This is a genomic window from Geomonas sp. RF6, from assembly GCF_021044625.1.
In the GTDB taxonomy this organism is placed as follows: Bacteria; Desulfobacterota; Desulfuromonadia; order Geobacterales; family Geobacteraceae; genus RF6.
Window position 1 is genome coordinate 5,194,719 of record NZ_CP087999.1, and the last position, 19,720, is coordinate 5,214,438.

Below are 19,720 nucleotides of genomic sequence, written 5' to 3' on the forward strand. Positions count from 1 at the left end.
AAACTTGGATTTACTAGCATAGATACTGTATCATGTCCATGGTAAAGTCTTCGAAACATTTCCCCGCTGAAGGCCCGCAGATTCACCCCGCGGCCTATCCCTCACAACACAAGGTGCACTCATGACAGATGAGGAATTCGGCGTTAATGACCAGCTGGACAAGGTGATGGTCATCATCAAGTCCTTCCTGGAACACTTGGAGTATACCCTCGGGAAGGACAAGTACTCCGCGACGAAGTACGACAGCTTTAACGCCCTCGCCTACGCGGTCCGCGACCACCTGGTGGAGCGCTGGCTCGACACGCAGCAGGCTTACTATAACCTCGACAACAAGAGGGTGTACTATCTCTCCATGGAGTTCCTCATGGGGCGCACCCTGGGTAACGCCCTCATCAACCTCGGGATCATGGATGACTTTCGCGAAGCCCTCTCCTCCCTTGGCCACGATTTCGACGAGATTCTGGGACAGGAGCAGGACGCAGGGCTCGGCAACGGTGGCCTGGGGCGACTTGCCGCCTGCTTCATCGACTCCCTCGCCACCATGGGCTTTCCCGCCTACGGCTACGGCATCCGCTACGAGTACGGGATCTTCCGACAGAACATAGTCGACGGCGCCCAGGTGGAGATACCGGACAACTGGCTGCGCTACCGCAACCCCTGGGAGCTCGACCGCCAGGAGCACCTGCACACCGTAAAGTTCTACGGGCGCGTCATCACCACCATAAACAAGAACGGGAAGCTCGTGCGCGAGTGGATCGACACCGAAGACGTCATGGCCATGGCGTACGACACGCCGATTCCCGGATACGACACCCACAACGTGAACACGCTCCGGCTCTGGAGCGCGAAGTCGAGCCGCGAGTTCGACCTCAAGTTCTTCAACGAGGGGAACTACATCCGTGCCGTGGAAAAGAAGATGCAGACGGAGACGATCTCCAAGGTCCTCTACCCCGCGGACAACGTCATCGAGGGGAAGGAGCTGCGCTTCAAGCAGGAGTACTTCCTCGCCTCCGCCACGATCCACGACGTGATCTACCGCTTCAAGAAGAAGCACAAGGATATGAGCCTTCTGCCGGAGAAGGCGGCGATCCAGCTGAACGACACCCACCCTACCCTGGCGATCCCGGAGCTCATGCGCGTCCTTCTCGACATCGAGGATCTGGAGTGGGAGGATGCCTGGGAGATCACCAGGAAGACCTTCGCCTACACCAACCACACCATCCTGCCGGAAGCGCTGGAGCAGTGGCCGGTATGGTTCTTCGAGCAGATCCTGCCGCGCCACCTGCAGATCATCTACGAGATCAACGAGCGCTTCATCAAGGAAGTCCGTTCCCGCTTCCCGGACGACCCGGCGCGCCTAGCGCGCATGTCGATCGTGGAGGAGCACTGGGAGCGGAAGATCAGGATGGCGCACCTCGCCATCGTGGGGAGCCACTCGGTGAACGGCGTCGCGAAGCTGCACACGGAGATCCTGAAAAACGACCTCTTCAGGGACTTCTACGAGATGTACCCGGAGCGCTTCAACAACAAGACAAACGGCATCACCCAGCGGCGCTGGCTGAAGATGGCGAACCCCCTCCTGTCGCAGCTTATTACCGACTACATCGGCGACGGCTGGACAAAGGACCTGTACAAGCTCGACAGACTGAGGGACTTCTCCACCGATGCCGCGTTTGTGGAGCGCTGGCAGCAGGTGAAAAGGAGCAACAAGGAGGGTCTTGCCGCCTACATCCTGAAGCACAACGGCGTCACCGTCGACCCCGACTCCCTCTTCGACTGCCAGGTAAAGAGGATCCACGAGTACAAGAGGCAGCTTTTGAACGTGCTGCACATCATCACGCTGTACAACCGCCTGAAGGAGAACCCGTCGCTCGACATCGTGCCGCGCACCTTCATCTTCGGCGGGAAGGCGGCGCCCGCCTATTTCATAGCGAAGCTGGTGATCCGCCTCATAAACGGCGTCGCCGCCGTGGTGAACAAGGACCCGGACGTGGCGGACCGCCTGAAGGTAGTCTTCCTCTCCAACTACAGCGTCTCGCTGGCGGAGAAGATCTTCCCCGCCTCCGACCTCTCCGAGCAGATCTCCACCGCCGGGACCGAAGCCTCCGGCACCGGAAACATGAAGTTCGCCCTGAACGGCGCCCTCACCATCGGGACGCTCGACGGCGCGAACATCGAGATCATGGAGGAGGTCGGCCGCGACAACATCTTCATCTTCGGCCTCACCGCCGACGAGGTCAGCGACCTGAAACGGCGCGGCTACAACCCGCGCGACTACTACAACGCCAACCCGGAGCTCAAGAAGACGCTCGATCTCATCTCCTCGGGATTCTTCTCCCCCGGCGCCCCCGATCTCTTTCGTCCCATCATCGAATCGCTGCTGAACCAGGGTGACAACTACATGCTCCTCGCAGACTACGCCTCCTACGTCGCCTGCCATCAGGAGGTGGCGCAGGTCTTCCGCGACCAGGCGGAGTGGGCACGGCGCGCCATCCTCAACACGGCAGGGATGGGGCTCTTTTCCAGCGACCGCACCATCGACGAGTACGCCAGAGAGATATGGGGGATCAAGCCGGTGGATGTGCGACCAGTGGTCGACCGGCAACAGAGGCGCTGATGACGGATCTTTTCAGCGCGCAGAGCGCCCAGGCCGCTCCTCTGGCAGAGAGGATGCGCCCCCGTACCATCTCCGAATACCTTGGCCAGACCCACCTTTTGGGGGAGGGGCGCCTGCTGCGCCGCCTCATCGAGACGGACCGGCTCACCTCCCTCATCTTCTGGGGCCCCCCCGGCAGCGGGAAGACGACCCTCGCCCGCATCATCGCCAACGCCACCGAGTCGCACTTCATCTTCTTCTCCGCCATCATGTCCGGCATAAAGGAGATCCGTGAAGTCGTGAAGGAGGCGCAGGATACGCTGCGCTACCACGGGCGGCGCACCATCCTCTTCGTGGACGAGATCCACCGCTTCAACAAGAGCCAGCAGGACGCCTTTCTCCCCTACGTCGAGCAGGGGACCTTCACCATCATCGGCGCCACGACGGAAAACCCCTCCTTCGAGGTCATCGCCCCCCTCCTCTCACGCTGCAAGGTCCTCGTGCTGCAACCGCTCACGGCGGAGGAAGTGGTGTCGATCCTGTCGCGTGCGCTGGAAGACACGGAGCGCGGCCTGGGGGAACTCGGTCTCGCTGCGGACCCCGACGCGCTCGCCTTCATCGCGGAGCAGGCAGGGGGGGACGCGCGGGTAGCGCTGAACACGCTGGAGACCGCCTCGCGGCTGGCACGGGAAGGGACGATAACACTGGATCTGGCCCGGGAGGCGGTGCAGAAAAAACCCCTTCTGTATGACAAGGGGGGGGAGGAGCACTATAACGTCATCTCCGCCTTCATAAAGTCCTTGCGCGGCAGCGACCCGGACGCGGCGCTGTACTGGCTCGCCCGGATGCTGGAGGCGGGGGAGGATCCCATCTTCATCCTGCGACGCATGGTGATCTTTGCCTCCGAGGACGTGGGGAACGCCGACCCGCGTGGGCTGCAGATGGCGGTCACCGCGCTGCAGGGGTTCCAGCTGGTGGGGCTTCCGGAGGGAAGGATCATCCTCGCCCAGGCGGTGACTTATCTTGCCACGGCGCCCAAGTCGAACGCGTCGTACCTGGGGATAGACGAGGCGCTCGCCGAGGTGCGCAAGAGCGGCGGGCTCCCGGTCCCGATGCATATCCGGAACGCCCCGACCCGCCTCATGAAGGAGCTCGACTACGGCAAGGGGTATCGCTACCCCCACGACTACGGCGGGTACGTCCCCCAGAGCTATCTTCCGGAGCAGCTCTCCGGCAGGAAGTTCTACGACCCCGCCGGTCACGGCTACGAGAAGAGCATCAGGGAGCGGATGGCATGGCTTAAAGGGGAAAAGCCCGAGAAGGAATAGGAAGAAGGCGGGAACGCCAGCTCCTCCGGCTCCACGAAGGAGCTGGCGATCTTCCTTCACGCTCTCTCCGATCCCCAACGCCGCGCCTCCCCGATTCACCCCCCCCCCCGCCGCGCACTGCGCTGCCCCCCCCTCGAGAATCCCTCCGCGTCATCACCTGCCTGACAAACGGGCATCCGCTATTTTATTCGGCACGGATGCAGAAGCCCCCACCACCCCCCTGGCTCGAGAGTGCACACCTCACGCGCATTTTATACGCCCCGCGTAGCTGGCATGCGAAGTGCTAGTGTCGCAGCGGCGCTAACAACGGGTTAAAGGTTTGCGTCCGAAAAGCCCGATCTTTCCCGACACCGTCTCCGCGAGGGGGCGCCAAAGATCACCGCAAGGGCACCGACATGTGACATAGCCGTCACAAAAGGAGAGAAAATGCCGTCAGCACAATCATCATGCCCCCTCGAGAGCACCACCCCCCTCATGCACGGCGAAGCCCATTCACGCCTCGAACGCGTCCGGCTACGCCCCAACAGCTACTCCCTCACCCTCAGAGGGTACCTCACCACCGGTTGGGCCGGGAGGCTCGCCTCCGGGCTGGCGCAACACGGCATCAGCATCGTGAGGGGCGAGGCGGAACGCGACAGCTCCCACGTGTGGCACTCCTCGCTGGAGATAACCTGCACCTCCCCGGGGGAGCAACCGTTCGGCATCGACTACGTGGCGCTGGCGCAAAAGGAGCTCCGCGCGCATCACAAGGGGAAGGGAATCGAGCTGAAGGACTTCCGGCTGGAGCCGCCGGCGCGGCATGGCGGCAGTATCTACCTGGAGATAAAGGCCGAAGACCGGATCGGCTTTCTCGGCGATCTCTTCGACTACTTGAGCTTCAAGTGCCTCTTCCCTGTAAGGATGACGATAGAAACGCTCGGCACCACCGTCTCCGACCGGCTCCTGCTCAGGGGTGTCGCCGGCTCCATCCCTTCCGATTCCGTGTACCACGGTCTGACCCGCGACCTGGAGGCCCTCACCAGAAGGTAGCGTTACGGGAACATGCCCCGCAGTAGGCGCGTTTGAAAATTCCACCGGTGATGCTATATTCAACCAAGGCCTTGTTTTGCCAGCATTTCTAACACCTTCACCAACCTCGGGAGTAGAAATGAAAAGAATAGGCATTGTGACCAGCGGCGGTGACTGTTCCGGTATGAACGCCGCCATCAGGAGCGCCACCCGCACCGCCCTCGGCATGGGGGTCCAGGTGGTCGGCTTCCGCAAGGGGTACCTCGGGGTTCTGAAGGGGGATCACCTGGAAATGGGATCGAAGGAGGTGGCGGGGATCCTGCACCGCGGCGGCACCTTCCTGCAGTCGGCCAGGAGCGATGAATTCCGCACGGAGGCCGGACGGGAAAAGGCGGTCCGGCGCATCCGTGAGATCGGAGTGGAAGGGCTCGTCATCATCGGCGGGGACGGGTCGCTCAAGGGCGCCCTCGCCCTGCACCGGCTGGGGGTGCCTGTGATCGGTATCCCGGCGAGCATTGACAACGACATCCCCTTCACAGACATGGCGCTCGGGGTGGACACGGCGCTCAACAACATAATCTACGCGGTCGACTGCATAAAGGACACGGCAAGCTCGCACGACCGCGCCTTCGTCATAGAGGTCATGGGGAGAAATTCCGGCTACCTCGCCACGATGGCGGCGATCGCCACCGGTGCGGAGTACGCCATCATCCCGGAGGTGGAGGTCGATCTGGCAGAGCTTTGCAACCAGCTGCGCCACCGCTACGAGGAGGGGCGCAGCAACGCCATCATCCTCATGGCGGAGGGGGCGGGCAAGGCGGAGAACATAGCGGAGACGATAAAGGACGCCATCGGCTTCGAGACGAGGGTCACCGTCCTCGGCCACTATCAGCGGGGGGGGGCACCGTCGTATTTCGACAGGATGATCGGCAGCCGCCTTGGAAACGTGGCCGCGAAGCTCCTCCTTGCGGGGGAGCGCGGCAAGATGGTGGGACTCAATTGCAGCGAGATAGTAGCTACCCCGCTGGAGAGCGTGGTGGTGAGCGAGAAGAGGCAGCAGGACGAGCTCTTCGGCCTTGCCGCGATACTCGGGGTGTAGCGGCTAGCGCATCCCCAGCCTGTCCCGCAGAAGCCCGAGGTACCTGTTCAGCGGGTGGCTGCGGGGAAGCTTGGCGATCACGGGGGGCTTCCGGGTTCCGATCTTGTTCAGGAGGGCCTTGATCTCGTCGTTGCCGCCGACGGACATGCCGTTACGCAGCGCCGTCAGCGCCTCCACCTTGCTTCCGGCGAGAAGGTGGATTTTGGCCATGTTCAGGAAGTGCGCCGGGTTTCCTGCATCAGCTTCCAGCGAGGCATTGCAAAGATCCATCCCCCGCTTCACCTGCCCGCGTTCCTTCGCTATACAGTAACCGAGGTACGAATACCAGGACCGGTCATCCTTCAGTTTGAGCGCACGCTCCAGCTTCGCCAAAGCCGCGGGGGTCTCCCCGATCGCCAGAGCAGCGACCGCCCCGTCAAACAACCTCTCCCCCTCGGCAGCAATAGCACTATCCATTCCGCTCCCCCTCCTGCACAGCCGTTTCATCACTATATCGCACAATGTGCAGTGCGCCGGATGAAATCTGCTGGCGAAGCAGCAGCCGGCACGAGCACTGCGTTGCTACCTTCCCAGCAGTGGAAGGAGGTCCAGATGCCGGTCTATTCTCGCCAGCGCGGGTATCGCCCCCCGGTACGCCACAAAGGGGACACCGGCCGAGTCGGCGGCGCGACGATCAAGATCGGAGTCGCCGACAAAGAGCGCCTCGGCAGGTTCCAGCGCGTAATGCTCCAGCACCTTGAAGAGGGGCTCCGGATGGGGCTTCGGGTTGGTGACGCGCGCGGCGGTCATGACGCAGCTGAAGTACCCGTCCAGCCCGAAGATCCCGAGAAGCGCCTCCATCGAGCTTGCCCGGTTGGTGCAGATGGCGAGCTCCACACTCCCCTTCAGCGCCTCCAGCGTCTCGCGCAGCCCCTCCTCCATGCGCATGAGGGGGAGGAGCTTCATGTAGTTGATGCTCGCGGCGTACTGCAGCGCCTGGGGAACGCGCGCGTCATCGCCGCGGAAGAGGTGGTCGAGAACGTCGCGACTGCAGTAGGTATGCAGCACCGTCATCGTTTCCAGATCGTTCCGGTCGAGGGGCGGCTTTCCGAACTGCTGCAGAATCTCACTGTAGAAGGCGAAGTTGGCCTCGAAGGAGTCGAACATCACCCCGTCGCAATCGTAAATCACAGCCTTTATCTGGTCCCGCACAGATCCTCCGGGATCTCAAGAAAAGGGGACAGGCTACTTTTATCTCTGAAAAGAAAGTGGCCTGTCCCCTTTTTAACTGCACCGGCTCAGCCGGAAGCGTTGTTTTTCAGGTACTCTTCCCACTCGATGGGAAGCATGTGCTTCTTCTTGTTGTTGCATTCCTTGCAGCAGGGGACCACGTTGCCACGGGTGCTCTTCCCGCCGCGGATGACCGGGACGATGTGGTCCATGGAGAGCTCCCCTGCGGGAAAGGTCCCGCCGCACCAGTGACACGATCCCCTGGCAATCCGGTTCTTCCACCACTGGGTTTTCCTGAGCTCCCGGGCCTTCTCACGCTCCCGCTTTATCTCCTGCTCTGAAACCTCGATTATGAAGTAATCCACTCTCTACCTTCTATACCGATCCGGCTGTCACCGGGCGCGAAGCTTCGTGGCGGCACTTCTGCGCACGGTGTCGATGGCGCAGCGGGCGAGCTCGTCGCAGCGTTCGTTCTCGTCGTGCCCGTTGTGGCCGCGCACCCAGACCCAGCGCACCTTGTGCTGGTTGCAAAGCTCCATCAGGCGCTCCCAGAGGTCGCGGTTCAGCACCGGCTCCTTCTTGCTGTTCACCCACCCCCGCCGCACCCATCCGGGAAGCCATTCCGTCATCCCCTTCACAAGGTACTGCGAATCGGTGGTAATCGTCACTTCGCACGGCCGGTTCAGCGCCTCCAGCCCCTTTATGGCCGCGGTCAGTTCCATCCTGTTGTTGGTGGTCAACTCCTCGCCGCCGGAGATCTCCTTTTCCTTCTCTCCACAGCGCAGGATGGAGCCGTACCCCCCTACTCCGGGGTTACCGCTGCAGGCACCGTCACAGAATATTTCAACGTGCATCCGAAATCTCCCTGCCAAGCAGTGTTGCTATCTCTCCCATGACGCGGTCCACGATCATCTGGTGCGTCTCCTTGCAGTCGGGGAGGAGGTAAAGGTCGTCGAAGTTCAACGGCTTTCCGAAGGCGACGCTCCCCTGTGCCCCGAAGGCGGGGAAGGGCCAGTGGTTCACTCCGCTGATGGCGGCGGGAACGACAACCGGCTTCGAGTCATAGATGATCTTCCCGACGCCGCGGTTACCCTTCCCGAGCTGCCCGTCCTTGTGCCTCGTCCCCTCCGGAAAGAGCATGACCTTGTGGTCGACGAGGAGCTCCTTGATCCTGTTCCCGGCGCGGATGTCCCTGCCGCGGCGGACAGGGAAGGCGCCCCAGGAGGAGTACACGGCCCCCATGAGCCGGTTTCGGAAGAGCTCTTCCTTCGCCGGAGCCCAGATCATCTGCATGGGGTGGTTGCGCAGCACGGCCCAGGGGAGAAAAACGGTATCGTAGGCGGAGATGTGGTTGCTGGCAATGAGGACGCCGCCGGATTTCGGGATGTTGTCGGCCCCGGAGACGCGGAAACGGTTTACTCTTGCGGCATAGACGCCGATTACGCGGGCGGAGAAGGTGACCCAGAAACGGCGCAGCAGTGAAACCTTCAAGAAGACCTCTTCGGGAGGGAAATGGCTACGGTTATCGGTTTATAGCATGAATGACGCGCGGCGGGCAACCCGTTTCCCGCGGCTCTACCGGGGACGGGAGCTCAGCTCTCCGAGGCGCCGTCCCAGACACCTTCGATGCGGGAGTCGCACGACGGGCAGCACCCGGTGGACAGGAGGTTCTTCTCCACGAGGTAGCCGTATCTCCTGATGAGGAGGGCGCCGCAGCCGGGACAGTAGGTATTTCCCCCCCCCTCCCCCGGGACGTTTCCCTGGTACACGTAGTGAAGCCCGGCATAGACGCCGGTACTGACGGCGGCGCGGAGACTTTCGGTAGGGGTCGGAGGGAGGTCGCTCATCTTGTAGCGCGGCGAGAAGCGGGTCACGTGCCACGGCGTGGAGGGGCCGAGCTCGTCGGCGATGAAGCGGGCGATCCCCTGCAGCTGCTCATCGTCGTCGTTGCGCCCCGGGATCACCAGGGTGGTGAGCTCAATCCAGATCCCCAGCTTCTTGTAGTGCCTGATGCACTCCAGCACCTCGTCGAGCGAGGCCTGCACCGTCTCGCGGTAGAAGCGCTCGGTGAACCCCTTGAGGTCGATGTTGGCGGCATCGAGATAGGGAGCGATCCGTTTCAGCGGTTCTTCCTCGATGTAGCCGTTGGTGACGAAAACGTTCTTCAGCCCCGCCTCCTTGGCAAGGACTGCGGTGTCGTAGGCATACTCATAGAAGATGGTCGGCTCCGTGTAGGTATAGGCGATGGAGCGGCACCCGGCGTCGACCGCCCGCTTCACTATCTCCTCAGGGGAGAGGTCGTGTCCGGAGCCTTCCACATCGGGGGGGTATGGCTGGGCGATGCCGTAATTCTGGCAGTGCAGGCAGCGGAAGTTGCACCCGACGGTCGAGACTGAATAACTGGTGGTGCCGGGAAGGAGGTGAAAGAGGGGCTTCTTTTGGATGGGGTCCACCTGCTCCGCCACTGCGCGGCGGTAGACCAGGGAGTAGAGCGTGCCGTCGCGGTTTTCCCGCACCCGGCAATGGCCGCGCTGTCCTGAGGTGATGAGGCAGCGGAAGCGGCACAGACCGCAGCGGACCTTCGACTCCTCCAGCTTCTCGTAGAACATGGCCTCTTTCATCCGGACAGGTCCTCCCTCCAGGTGACAGTGGCGCCAGCTACGCACCGGGTTCAACCTTAGCATCTTCGGCGGGATTTTCCAGCGATAAGCCGCGAAAACATTGAAAAAAACGTGTATCCCTCAGTTGCGGGTACGGGGTTTTGTGCCACTTCCGGTCACCAGATTTAAGCTAAGCTGTCGGCAGTGCGACCCTCCCCTTTCAACCCATCCCCACCCTGTCCCTCCCCTTGAAAGGGAGGGGACGCCTGAGCTCCTGCTCTGCTAAAGGAACTGTATCCGCTCTCTGACAGGAGGGGACGCTGGTGGCGCCGCGCTGGAGCACAGGCTTCCCAGCCTGTAGCCGCGGCGCCAGCCGCGCGGTCTGTGGCGGCTGCGCCGCCATCGCAGGCAAGATGCCTACGCTCCAGCGCGGGGGCACCCGGATTCTTTGTAGCGACCAGCTGCGGCCGGCTGACCAATCGAGCCTGCACGGGCTCAAAATGGCTTACTCCCCGCCGCGCGCGAGCTTTTCAAAGAACAGGTCATATGCGGGAGCGAGAATGCTCCAGTCGTACCGCATCACATGCTCTCTGAGGACCGTCTTTTCCTCCGCCCCGAGCAAGAGCCCCCTCAGGCGGTCCACCAGCGATTCCCCCTCGTCGTAGAGACATAGCGGGACCGCCTCCGCCGGAACGTGCTCGGGGTAAGAGAGCCGGCGCGGCAGGAGAGGGGTGCAGTCGCAGTAAAGGGCCTGCACGACGCTCGCACCGAAGAATTCCTGCCGCGAGGTCACCGGGAGGATGTCCGCCTTCCACAACCACCCGGCATAGTCGGCAAAACTCTCCGCATACCCCCAGTGCACCACCCGCTCTCCAAGGCGGCGCCGGGCCTCCTGGAAGATCCCGGGGGATCTCCCGAAAGACTCCCCGACTACCGCCACCCGGAAGGGGACCCCCTCCTCCGCGAGCGTGAAGAGGGCTGCGAAGAAGGCGTCAGGGTCCTTGTCGTACTCCCAGCGGTGGTTCCAGAGGATGAGCGGAGCCACTCCATCCTCCCGCTGCATCGGTCGCAGCGCGTCCAGCCCCGCCAGGTCGAGTCCCAGATGGAGTACGGAACTCTTCCGCGCGATGGCATCGACCGATGAAAGGTCCCTGCAGTCCGGAAAGGCCTTCAGAAAGGGGGGAAGTGCCTGCAGGAATGAGTCCCTGTGGTAGTCCGAGTTGAAAAGGACCGCATCGGCGGCAAGGGCGCTCGCGTAGTTGATGAATGCGTAGTGCAGGTCCCTCTTTTCCGCGGGGTCGCTGTCGCCGGGGGACCATGGATAGGTGAGCTGGTTTTCGTGGAAGTAGAGGGCACAGCGGCAGCCGGCGGTCGCACTCCTGGTGAGGGCCAGGAAGGTGGTGAGGTCGAGCATGTCGGTGGCGAGCAGGAGGTCGGGGCGCCTGCCGCTGGCGAGAAAGCGGGAGGCGAGTTCCAGCGCGCCGCCGTGCATGCGCCACTTCCAGTTCCTTCCGGGAAGGGTGAGAAGCTCCACCTCGAAGCGGCTGTGCTGCGCGTACTCCCGGGCCCAGGCGGCGTGAGAACCGGTGCAATACGGCTCGAGCAGGGTTATGTGCACTGAGTCCAGACTCCTTTGCTGCGTCTGCCCCGGGCCACGGTGTAAGCCAGGGGAACCTACCGCTCCTTCGCCGGCCGAGGGCGTGTCGGTGGTACTTCCGCTATCAGAACATGAAGCGGCGCATGCTTATGTTCAAGAGTATCCCGACGCCGACCATGGAGGTGACCATGGAGGTGCCGCCGTAGGAGAAGAAGGGGAGCGGAACGCCGACGACCGGGAAGAGACCGATCACCATCCCCATGTTGATGACGATGTGCCAGAAGAGCATGGCGGAGACGCCGACTGCCATGAGGGAACCGAAGCGGTCATTGCACCTCTTTGCTATCCCCAGCCCCCACAGCACGAGGAAGAGGTAGAGGAGAAGCATGACCAGGCAGCCGACGAACCCCCACTCCTCGGCAAAGACGGAGAAGGCGAAGTCGGTGTGCTGCTCCGGCAGAAAGCGCAGCTGCGACTGGGTGCCGTGCAGGTACCCCTTGCCGAAGGTCGCGCCGGAGCCGACGGCGATCTTGCTCTGGATGATGTGGTAGCCGCTCCCCTGCGGGTCGAGGTCCGGATTGAGGAAGTTGTACACCCGGTCTTTCTGGTAGTCGTGCAGGTAGTAGTGCCAGCCGACCCAGAAAAGGGGGACGGCGGCGGCGACGAGGGAGCCGAGCGCGGACCAGCGCACCCCCACATAGAGAAGCATCGTCCCCCCGATGAGGGAGACGAGCATGGCGGTCCCGAGGTCGGGCTGCTTCATGATGAGGAGCGCGGGGACTCCCAGTATGGCCAGCGGGAGCGCCAGATCCTTGAGCCCCAGCCCCTTGAAGACCTGCTGCCGGCTGAAGAACCGGGCGAAGGTCATGATGATGACGATCTTCATCGGCTCGGAAGGCTGGATGCTGAAAAATCCGAGGTGGATCCAGCGGGTCGCCCCCATGGAAGTCTTCCCCGCGACAAGGACCAGCAACAGCAGGCCGAGGACCCCTCCGTACAGCCAGTACGCAAAGTCCTCGAGCATGTGGTAGTCGAGACTGCACATGGTAAGGCACAGGCCGAAGCCGGCGGAGATCCAGTAGATCTGCTTCACGAAGAACGGCGTCCCGATCTCCCGGTAGGAGTGGGAGGCGCTGTAGATGTTCACCACGCCGGCACCGCAGATCACGAGCACCAGGACCAGGAGGGTCCAGTCAAAGTTGGTAAATAGCCTTCTATCAAACATGAATACCCCTGACCGCTACTGGTCCGCCTTGACGACAGGCACCGACCGCCCCGGCAGCGCCTCTTTCGGTACGTTGATCGCCGGAGCCTTCGCATCGACCGACCCCGGCTTTTCCAGCGCCGGCTGGTCCCCCTCTCCCGGCTGTTCCCCTTCCGGCACGGTGGAGCGCTTAGGAACCGGCTTCTTGATGACCCCTTTGCTCTCGAAGTAGGCCCTGAGGATTTTTCCGGCAACCGGAGCCGCGGCGCTCCCGCCGTGCTCGCCGTGCTCGACTACCACGGAAACGGCGATCTCCGGGTTCTGGTACGGTGCAAAGGCCACGAAAAGTGCATGGTCACGGAACTCGTAGGCGAGCGAGCCCCCCCTCGTCTTCTGCTTCACCACCTGGGCCGATCCGGTCTTCCCTGCCACCTGCACCTCGGCAAGGCGCGCCATGGCGCCAGTGCCGTGCGCCTCGTTCACAACGGCCCACAGCCCTTCCTTCACCAGGCGCAGGTTCTGCGGCTTGATCCCGGACTGTCCCACCACCTTCGGAGCGAATTCCTGCAGGGCCTTCCCCTCGGAGTCGACGATACGCTTCACGAGGTGCGGCTGGTAGCGCACGCCGTCGGCGGCTACTGCGCTCATCATGGACATGAGCTGCAACGGGGTGGTCAGCACGTATCCCTGCCCGATCCCGACCGAGAGGGTCTCACCCTGAAACCACTTCTTGCCGTAGCGCTTCAGCTTCCACTCCTGGGTGGGGATGACGCCGCTCTTTTCCTTCTCCAGCCCCACCCCGACCGGCGCCCCGAGTCCCAGAAGCTTCGCATATTTCGCTATGCGGTCCACCCCGAGGCGTTCCGCCAGCTTGTAAAAGTAGACGTCGCACGACTCCCGCAGCGCCTTCCTGAGCTCCACATGCCCGTGCCCCCTCTTGTCCCAGCAGCGGAAGGTCGCGTTGCCGAACTTGTAGTAGCCGGGGCAGCTCACCGCCGAATGTTCGTCGATCAGCCCCTCCTCCAGCCCCGCGATGGCGGTGACGATCTTGAAGGTCGACCCGGGGGGATAAAGCCCCTTCAGCGCCTTGTTCTCCAGGGGGCGCCTCTTGTCTTCCAGGTATTCCTTCCACTTGTCCTTCGGCATGCGGCCGGCGAAGAGGGTCGGGTCGTATCCCGGGGTGCTGGCAAAAGCGAGGATCTCGCCGGTCCTCACGTCCATGGCGACTGCCGCGCCGGCACTCTCCCCGAGAGCCTCCTCGGCGGCTTTCTGCACGTCGAGATCGAGGGTGAGAACGATGCTGTTGCCGACGGCGGAGTTCGTCTCCTCCACCGTGCGCAGGAAGCGCCCGCGCGCGTCGACCTCGATCTGGCGCCCTCCGTCGACGCCGTGCAGGGAGCGCTCCCAGGCCCTTTCGATGCCGCTTTTACCGATGTAGTCGCCGGGATTGTACTCCTTGAAGTTCTCGTTGGTGAGCTCGTCCTCGGAGATCTCCCCAATGTACCCCAGGAGGTGCGAAGCGAGCAGACCGTTGGCGTAGGCGCGCACCGGCTTCATCTCGATGTTCACCCCGGAGAGGGCGAGCCGGTTCTCCTCCAGGAACTCCAGCTGGTCGCGCGTGATGTTGGAGGCGACAACGAGAGGGTAGTACTTCGCCCTCCCCTCGCTCTTGCGCCATTTGTCGAGGATCTCCTGCTCGTCGACCCCGAGATAGCGAGAGAGGTTACCTACCAGCTGCACCTTGTCCTTCACGTCCTTCGGGATGACCGCGACGCTGAAGGAAGGGGTGTTGGAGACAAGGACCTTGCCGTTTCGGTCCAGTATCGCACCGCGCGGCGCCGCCACCGGCACGAACCTCAGCCTGTTATTTTCCGACTGGTTCTGCAGGTCCGCGGTAGCGATGACCTGCAGGTACCAGAGCCGGGCCAGAAGGAGGAAGAACATGAAAAACGCGCCCATGGAAAGCCACATGAGCCTTCTCGAGCCGTCTTCCTCCGGGATGCCTCTGAACTTCACTGTGTTTCCTCCTCTGCCGCACCGTGCGGCAGGTAGAAGATAAGGGACGCCACCAGTGCGTTGACGAGAGCCTGCGGGATGATGGCGGGAAGGATCGAGCTGTAGATCCCGTTCGACACCGAGAAGGCGGCCAAAAGGAGCAGGCACAGGAGGCCGCTCAGGACCGTCGCCAGAAAGACCGTCAGGACGAGGAGGAAGCGGTTGTCGGTGTAGAGACGGTCCGAGAGCTTCGCCAGCAGGAAGTAGATGCACAGATAGGAGAAGGCGTGCAGGCCGAGGTAGATCCCGCTGAAGCTGTCCTGCAGGAGGCCGAGGGTGAAGGCCGCCGGAGGGGAGAAACGCTGCGGCCTCTTGAGCCCCAGGTACACCACCAGGATGATGATGAAGTTCGGCTGGAAGGGGTCCATGAGGTACGCCGGCAGCACGGTGAGTTGCAGGATGAGCGCCGCCGTGAAGGCCACGGTGACCATGCAGTAGCGCGCCATCGGTGTTTTCAGGATGCTCTTCTTATTCAGCATTAGGGGGCCTGAGCAGCACCAGCATCTCCTCGATCCGTGCGATGTTGACCTTCGGTTGCACCTCGATGGTCTGGAATACCCCGTACTCCCCCTTCTTCACCATGGTGACCTCCCCGAGGGGGAGCCCCGGGGGGAATACCCCGCCGATGCCGGAGGTGACGACGCTGTCGCCGAGTTTCACGTCCTCGTCGCGCACCGTAAATTCCATGGAGCAGCGTCCCCCCCCGGTGCCGCGCACGACGCCGCGGGCGCGGGAGCGCTGGATGACGGCGGCGATGGCGCTCGCGTGATCGGTAAGAAGAAGGACGCGCGAGCTCGCCGGCCCGACCTTCACCAGTCTCCCGACGACGCCGCCGGAGGCAACGACCGGCATCCCCTCGACGAGCCCGTCCAGGGAGCCGCGGTCGACTACGAGCGTTTTGAACCAGGCGGAGCTGTCCTCGCCGATGACGGAGACGGCGACGGAAGGGATGTTGAGGGAGGTCTTCAGCCCCAGGAGTTCCTTCAGGCGGGCGTTCGCCGCCGTCGCCTCCCGCGCCGCCACCACCTGCTCGTTCAGCCGCTTCAGGTTCGCCTTGAGGAGCTGGTTCTCGCGCCTGACGTCCACGAGGTTCACGTAGTCGTCCCACACCCCGCCCGTCACGCGGCTCAGCGCGGCGCTCCCCGCCGCCAGCGGCGACACGAGGCCGAGCACCCCGCGCTCGAGGGGATTGGCGTGATCCCGGTTCTTCAGATTGAGGGCGTAAGTGAGGAAAGCCACCAGGAGGAACAGGGCGGCGACCAGATGTCGTCTGAATCGGGTGAACAGCTCTCGCATATCTTTTAAAAGAGTGAAGGGGGCTCGTGGCCCCCTGTCTCATGGCATAGGTAAATGTGGAAGGAGCTGAACCGAGCGCCCCCGGAGGTGCAGAGCGACCGGTGAAGCTGGCGGCTGCAGGGGTCGCTCCGGTGCGCTATACCTTCGGTCCGCTGCCGCAGAGGCCGGCTTCATTGTACACCCGGACCAGGTACTCGCGGTAACTCGAGGGGGGTGTGGCGGCAATCGCGGCCTCCATCCCCTTGCAGTCCAGGTACCCCATCCTCAGTGCAAGCTCTTCCAGGCACCCGATCTTCAGCCCCTGCCGTGCCTCCAGCGTCCCGATGAAGTGCGAGGCCTCAAGGAGGCTCTGGTGGGTGCCGGTGTCGAGCCAGGCGATGCCGCGGCCGAGCTTGTGCACCAGGAGCTCGCCGCGCTGCTGGTATTCCCTGTTTATGTCCGTGATCTCCAGCTCGCCGCGGGCCGACGGCTTCAGCGCCTTCGCGATCGGCACTACCTTGCTGTCGAAGAGGTAGAGACCGGGGATCGCGTAGTTGGACTTCGGATGTGCCGGCTTCTCCTCGATGCTCAGGACGACGCCGTCGCCGTCAAACTCCACCACGCCGTAGCGCTCCGGATCCTGCACATAGTAGCCGAAGATCTCCGCACCGGAGGTGAAGTTGCCGACCAGACGGTCCAGCTCCATCTTCCCGTAGAAGATATTGTCCCCGAGGATAAGGCAGACCGGGTCGCCGTTGATGAACTCCTCACCGATGAGGAAGGCCTGCGCGATCCCTTTCGGCTCAGGCTGCACCGCGTAGGTCAGCTTGATTCCCCAGCGGGAGCCATCTCCCAGAAGGGCCTGAAAGCGCGGGGTATCTTGCGGGGTGGAGATGATGAGGATCTCGGCTATGCCCGCCATCATTAAAGTCGCCAGCGGGTAGTAGATCATCGGCTTGTCGTAGACCGGCTGAAGCTGCTTGCTTGCTACCAGGGTCAGGGGGTAGAGTCTGCTCCCGGCGCCACCGGCGAGCAGAATCCCTTTCTTGATTCCGGACATTAGGCCCTCTCGATAAGTTTTCACGAAAAGGTTTTTTCTATCACAAGGGGGGTAGCGCGTCAAACAGTAATTAAGACTGGCGGAAGGGGAACTTTTCTTGCCGGAGTACAACAACTCCAGCACCACAATATATCAGGATCACGGAATAATTTGAAGAGTGTTCCGTCCCGTACCTTTTTCATCCCCCCTTCCCCCTGCGCCCCCCGCTCGGCCAAGGCGGAAATGGGTGGACAGCGACCTTTTGCAGGTGCTATCGTCGCCGCAGCAAGAAGGCCCATGCACTCCCCCCGAGAGAGTAACCGAATGATTCTGCCTCACCCCCTCCTTCAAGGAACCCTGATACGCCGCTACCAGCGTTTTCTCGCCGACGTCCAGCTGGACTCCGGCGAAGTCGTCACCGCCCACTGCGCCAATACCGGCTCGATGATGGGGTGCGCCCTCCCCGGCAGCCGCGTCCTCCTTTCGGTAAGCACCAGCGCCAAACGCCGCTACCCCCACAGCTGGGAACTGGTCGAGGCGGACGGGTGCTGGGTGGGGATCAACACGTCACTCCCCAACAGGCTCGTGCGGGAAGCCATCGAAGAGGGTGTCATCGCAGAGCTCTGCGGGTATGAAACGATTCGCTGCGAGGTCCCTTACGGCGCGGCGAGCAGGGTGGACCTCCTCCTCTGCGGGAGCCGGGGGGTGTGCTACGTGGAGGTGAAGAACGTGACCCTGGTGCGGGAGCGGGTGGCGCTTTTTCCCGACGCGGTAACGACTCGGGGGCAGCGCCACCTGCAGGAACTGATGGAGACGGTGCGACTCGGGCACCGCGCCGCCAACGTCTTCGTGGTGCAGCGTGAGGATGCCGACAGCTTCTCCCCGGCAGCAGCGATAGACCCTGAATACGCCCTCCTCCTGCGCGTCGCGGCGGACTCCGGTGTGGAGCTCTTGGCGTACCAGGCGCTGGTGACCCCGGGGGAAATCCGGCTGGTGCGAAGTCTTCCGGTTTCGCTGTAAACCACGCATTTGACAAGGCTTTGGTGAGGGGTTATAAGGTAGTAGCAGTGCCTGCCGGGTAATAGCGCTCCTTGAAGGGAGAGACGATGCTAATACCGACCGAAATAGGGAAGCGAGAACCCACACCGACCCTGGAGATCTCCAGGTGAGCGGCGTCATCGACACATCAAGGCTTGGAACCGGAAACTTCCCTGCCGACGCTTTTCCCTACCTTGCCCCCGCCGACAGCGATCGAAGAAAGAAAACCCTTCACCTCACCATAGACAGCAGCCTCAGTGACGTCTCCCTCGTCGGTCTCGCCGTACGCGGCATCTGTGCCCACACCCCCTTGCCGCGTGAAGCGCACGACGAGATGGAGATATGCGTCGTGGAAGCGGTCACAAATGCCATCTGTCACGCCTACCACTGCAAGCCGGGATTCACCGTCGAGGCCACGATCATCCTGTACGACGACAGGATCTGCTTCGAGATCTCCGAATACGGCACCGCGATGGATGCCTTCCGTCCCCCCACCCTCGAATACGACCCCTCGGAGACCGCCTGCCTCCCCGAAAAGGGAATGGGACTCTTCATCATCAGCTCCATCATGGACAAGGTGAACTACCGCTCCAGCAACGGGAGAAACACCCTGTCATTCTGCAAGTATTTCTCCCCCGAAAGCTGCTGATTCCCCCTGTCTCTCACCACGATCGCTGCAGGCGCAGCCCGATGAACTCCGGCCCTATCACAGGTGCAACGTGGGTCGCGTTTTCCGGCGTCACGAACAGCTTCCCCACACCGTAGGCAAGCCCTGCGGCAGCGACGACGTCATACCAGTGATGCTTGTTGTTGTCCACACGCACGTAGGCGATGTACCCCGTGGCGAGCCAGGCCGGGACCCCGTAGCTCCATCCGTAGCGCTCTTGCAGGAACGAGGCACCCGCCCCTGCAAAGGCAATGTGGCCGGAGGGAAAGCCATACGGGTGGCCGTTCGGGCGCTCACCGAGCCCGGTCTGGTTGAACCCGAGCCTGAGAACGGAAGTGAGAGCCTGATTTGCCACCATGTTTCGCAGCCACTGCTTTTCCCCTTCGACGTCATCCTTGTAGAAGGCGATCCCGATGGCAGCGGCCGGAACGACGGCAAGGAGGACATCGCCAGCCAGCACTTCATGATGGCTCGCAGCGGAAGCCGGAGTAAGTGAGGCGGAGCAGAGGACAACGGCAGCAATGACAACGCAACAAACCCTACGCATGATTCCCCCTGGATTAGAAAATGGGCTTCGGGGCCCCTACGATTGTAGGGCATTAGGCGGGAGTGTCAATCACGGAAGCAGTAGTTTCAACTGGTTACACTTATACACATGCAGAGATGCGAAAAAAGGCGCCGGAACCGCGGAATATTTGGTGGGAGTGTGCCGCGTCGGTGTCGACCGGGAGGGACTATGCTATCCTTAGCTACTGTGCTGGAAAGAAAGGTGACGAGGAGGGGGGAATGTACGTAGCAAGGGACAAGAACAGTGAGCTGTATCTCTTTGACAAGCTGCCGGTACGCGGGAATGAATGCTGGTGGGCGGAGACGGGGGTGGATGGCACATACCTGCGCCTCGATCGGGCCCTTTTCCCGGAAGTGACGTGGGAGACCGATCCGTTGCAGGTCTTCCTGACAACGGAGGTCCAATCCGGCACAGCATAAGCCATGGAGCGGAATCGA

Annotated in this window: 20 protein-coding genes; 7 read left to right on the forward strand and 13 right to left on the reverse strand. The window is 62.5% G+C overall.

Going from position 1 to position 19,720, the window contains the following annotated elements:
- Nucleotides 1-121: 121 nt before the first annotated feature.
- From LPW11_RS22080 to pfkA, 4 genes are all read left to right on the forward strand, one after another.
- Nucleotides 122-2,617, forward strand: coding sequence for a glycogen/starch/alpha-glucan phosphorylase (locus tag LPW11_RS22080; RefSeq protein WP_230996027.1), 2,496 nt, complete (start codon nucleotides 122-124; stop codon nucleotides 2,615-2,617).
- Nucleotides 2,617-3,924, forward strand: a complete 1,308-nt coding sequence (locus LPW11_RS22085; RefSeq protein ID WP_230996028.1) for a replication-associated recombination protein A — start codon at nucleotides 2,617-2,619, stop codon at nucleotides 3,922-3,924. Before LPW11_RS22080 ends, LPW11_RS22085 begins: the two co-directional genes overlap by 1 nt.
- A 426-nt stretch (nucleotides 3,925-4,350) precedes the next feature.
- A complete protein-coding gene (locus tag LPW11_RS22090; RefSeq protein WP_230996029.1) occupies nucleotides 4,351-4,953 on the forward strand; it encodes a hypothetical protein in 603 nt (200 codons plus the stop codon).
- 118 nt (nucleotides 4,954-5,071) lie between these two features.
- Nucleotides 5,072-6,031: a 6-phosphofructokinase gene (pfkA, locus tag LPW11_RS22095; RefSeq protein WP_230996030.1), complete on the forward strand. Its 960-nt coding sequence runs from the start codon at nucleotides 5,072-5,074 to the stop codon at nucleotides 6,029-6,031.
- 3 nt (nucleotides 6,032-6,034) lie between these two features.
- On the opposite strand, the gene LPW11_RS22100 is transcribed toward pfkA, so the two are convergent.
- From LPW11_RS22100 to rfbA, 12 genes are all read right to left on the reverse strand, one after another.
- Complete coding sequence (locus tag LPW11_RS22100; protein ID WP_230996031.1) at nucleotides 6,035-6,487, reverse strand: hypothetical protein; 453 nt, start codon at nucleotides 6,485-6,487, stop codon at nucleotides 6,035-6,037.
- Between the two features lie 105 nt (nucleotides 6,488-6,592).
- Entirely contained in the window at nucleotides 6,593-7,222 is a 630-nt protein-coding gene (locus LPW11_RS22105; RefSeq protein ID WP_230996032.1) for an HAD family hydrolase, read from the reverse strand.
- 86 nt (nucleotides 7,223-7,308) lie between these two features.
- Complete coding sequence (locus LPW11_RS22110; RefSeq protein WP_230996033.1) at nucleotides 7,309-7,605, reverse strand: HNH endonuclease; 297 nt, start codon at nucleotides 7,603-7,605, stop codon at nucleotides 7,309-7,311.
- Nucleotides 7,606-7,632: 27 nt separating this feature from the next.
- The gene (gene rnhA / locus LPW11_RS22115) at nucleotides 7,633-8,094 is read right to left on the reverse strand and encodes a ribonuclease HI (protein WP_230996034.1); all 462 of its coding nucleotides are present in this window, start codon (nucleotides 8,092-8,094) and stop codon (nucleotides 7,633-7,635) included.
- Nucleotides 8,084-8,731, reverse strand: coding sequence for a lysophospholipid acyltransferase family protein (locus tag LPW11_RS22120; RefSeq protein WP_230996035.1), 648 nt, complete (start codon nucleotides 8,729-8,731; stop codon nucleotides 8,084-8,086). The genes rnhA and LPW11_RS22120 overlap by 11 nt, the downstream gene beginning before the upstream one ends.
- A gap of 101 nt (nucleotides 8,732-8,832) precedes the next feature.
- Complete coding sequence (gene amrS / locus LPW11_RS22125) at nucleotides 8,833-9,861, reverse strand: AmmeMemoRadiSam system radical SAM enzyme (RefSeq protein ID WP_230996036.1); 1,029 nt, start codon at nucleotides 9,859-9,861, stop codon at nucleotides 8,833-8,835.
- Nucleotides 9,862-10,345: 484 nt separating this feature from the next.
- On the reverse strand, nucleotides 10,346-11,458 hold the full coding sequence (locus tag LPW11_RS22130) for a tRNA-queuosine alpha-mannosyltransferase domain-containing protein (protein ID WP_230996037.1): 1,113 nt from the start codon (nucleotides 11,456-11,458) through the stop codon (nucleotides 10,346-10,348).
- A 103-nt stretch (nucleotides 11,459-11,561) separates the two neighbouring features.
- On the reverse strand, nucleotides 11,562-12,662 hold the full coding sequence (gene rodA / locus LPW11_RS22135; protein WP_230996038.1) for a rod shape-determining protein RodA: 1,101 nt from the start codon (nucleotides 12,660-12,662) through the stop codon (nucleotides 11,562-11,564).
- A gap of 15 nt (nucleotides 12,663-12,677) precedes the next feature.
- Nucleotides 12,678-14,612, reverse strand: a complete 1,935-nt coding sequence (gene mrdA / locus LPW11_RS22140) for a penicillin-binding protein 2 (RefSeq protein WP_230998342.1) — start codon at nucleotides 14,610-14,612, stop codon at nucleotides 12,678-12,680.
- A 41-nt stretch (nucleotides 14,613-14,653) separates the two neighbouring features.
- Nucleotides 14,654-15,175, reverse strand: coding sequence for a rod shape-determining protein MreD (gene mreD / locus LPW11_RS22145; RefSeq protein ID WP_442899800.1), 522 nt, complete (start codon nucleotides 15,173-15,175; stop codon nucleotides 14,654-14,656).
- Nucleotides 15,165-15,992, reverse strand: a complete 828-nt coding sequence (gene mreC / locus LPW11_RS22150; protein ID WP_230996039.1) for a rod shape-determining protein MreC — start codon at nucleotides 15,990-15,992, stop codon at nucleotides 15,165-15,167. The genes mreD and mreC overlap by 11 nt, the downstream gene beginning before the upstream one ends.
- 136 nt (nucleotides 15,993-16,128) lie before the next feature.
- Nucleotides 16,129-17,031, reverse strand: coding sequence for a glucose-1-phosphate thymidylyltransferase RfbA (rfbA, locus tag LPW11_RS22155; protein WP_230996040.1), 903 nt, complete (start codon nucleotides 17,029-17,031; stop codon nucleotides 16,129-16,131).
- Nucleotides 17,032-17,334: 303 nt separating this feature from the next.
- Between rfbA and sfsA the strand changes: the two genes are divergently transcribed.
- Together sfsA and LPW11_RS22165 are read left to right on the forward strand one after the other, a co-directional pair.
- Nucleotides 17,335-18,030 carry a DNA/RNA nuclease SfsA gene (sfsA, locus tag LPW11_RS22160; protein WP_230996041.1) on the forward strand — a complete coding sequence of 232 codons (696 nt, stop codon included), beginning with the start codon at nucleotides 17,335-17,337 and terminating at the stop codon, nucleotides 18,028-18,030.
- 145 nt (nucleotides 18,031-18,175) lie between these two features.
- Complete coding sequence (locus LPW11_RS22165) at nucleotides 18,176-18,697, forward strand: ATP-binding protein (RefSeq protein WP_230996042.1); 522 nt, start codon at nucleotides 18,176-18,178, stop codon at nucleotides 18,695-18,697.
- A 13-nt stretch (nucleotides 18,698-18,710) separates the two neighbouring features.
- Here LPW11_RS22165 and LPW11_RS22170 read toward each other — a convergent pair whose 3' ends face one another.
- Complete coding sequence (locus LPW11_RS22170) at nucleotides 18,711-19,262, reverse strand: phosphatase PAP2 family protein (protein ID WP_230996043.1); 552 nt, start codon at nucleotides 19,260-19,262, stop codon at nucleotides 18,711-18,713.
- 239 nt (nucleotides 19,263-19,501) lie between these two features.
- Here LPW11_RS22170 and LPW11_RS22175 point away from each other — a divergent pair, with 239 nt between their 5' ends.
- Nucleotides 19,502-19,702: a hypothetical protein gene (locus tag LPW11_RS22175; protein ID WP_230996044.1), complete on the forward strand. Its 201-nt coding sequence runs from the start codon at nucleotides 19,502-19,504 to the stop codon at nucleotides 19,700-19,702.
- Nucleotides 19,703-19,720 lie beyond the last annotated feature (18 nt).

Excerpts from the sequence above, each read along its gene's own strand:
- LPW11_RS22080 (WP_230996027.1), top strand. The coding sequence starts at position 122 with ATGACAGATGAGGAATTCGGCGTTAATGACCAGCTGGACAAGGTGATG.
- LPW11_RS22085 (WP_230996028.1), top strand. The coding sequence starts at position 2,617 with ATGACGGATCTTTTCAGCGCGCAGAGCGCCCAGGCCGCTCCTCTGGCA.
- LPW11_RS22090 (WP_230996029.1), top strand. The coding sequence starts at position 4,351 with ATGCCGTCAGCACAATCATCATGCCCCCTCGAGAGCACCACCCCCCTC.
- pfkA (WP_230996030.1), top strand. The coding sequence starts at position 5,072 with ATGAAAAGAATAGGCATTGTGACCAGCGGCGGTGACTGTTCCGGTATG.
- LPW11_RS22100 (WP_230996031.1), bottom strand. The coding sequence starts at position 6,487 with ATGGATAGTGCTATTGCTGCCGAGGGGGAGAGGTTGTTTGACGGGGCG.
- rnhA (WP_230996034.1), bottom strand. The coding sequence starts at position 8,094 with ATGCACGTTGAAATATTCTGTGACGGTGCCTGCAGCGGTAACCCCGGA.
- amrS (WP_230996036.1), bottom strand. The coding sequence starts at position 9,861 with ATGAAAGAGGCCATGTTCTACGAGAAGCTGGAGGAGTCGAAGGTCCGC.
- rodA (WP_230996038.1), bottom strand. The coding sequence starts at position 12,662 with ATGTTTGATAGAAGGCTATTTACCAACTTTGACTGGACCCTCCTGGTC.
- mrdA (WP_230998342.1), bottom strand. The coding sequence starts at position 14,612 with ATGTGGCTTTCCATGGGCGCGTTTTTCATGTTCTTCCTCCTTCTGGCC.
- mreD (WP_442899800.1), bottom strand. The coding sequence starts at position 15,175 with ATGCTGAATAAGAAGAGCATCCTGAAAACACCGATGGCGCGCTACTGC.
- mreC (WP_230996039.1), bottom strand. The coding sequence starts at position 15,992 with ATGCGAGAGCTGTTCACCCGATTCAGACGACATCTGGTCGCCGCCCTG.
- rfbA (WP_230996040.1), bottom strand. The coding sequence starts at position 17,031 with ATGTCCGGAATCAAGAAAGGGATTCTGCTCGCCGGTGGCGCCGGGAGC.
- sfsA (WP_230996041.1), top strand. The coding sequence starts at position 17,335 with ATGATTCTGCCTCACCCCCTCCTTCAAGGAACCCTGATACGCCGCTAC.
- LPW11_RS22170 (WP_230996043.1), bottom strand. The coding sequence starts at position 19,262 with ATGCGTAGGGTTTGTTGCGTTGTCATTGCTGCCGTTGTCCTCTGCTCC.
- LPW11_RS22175 (WP_230996044.1), top strand. The coding sequence starts at position 19,502 with ATGTACGTAGCAAGGGACAAGAACAGTGAGCTGTATCTCTTTGACAAG.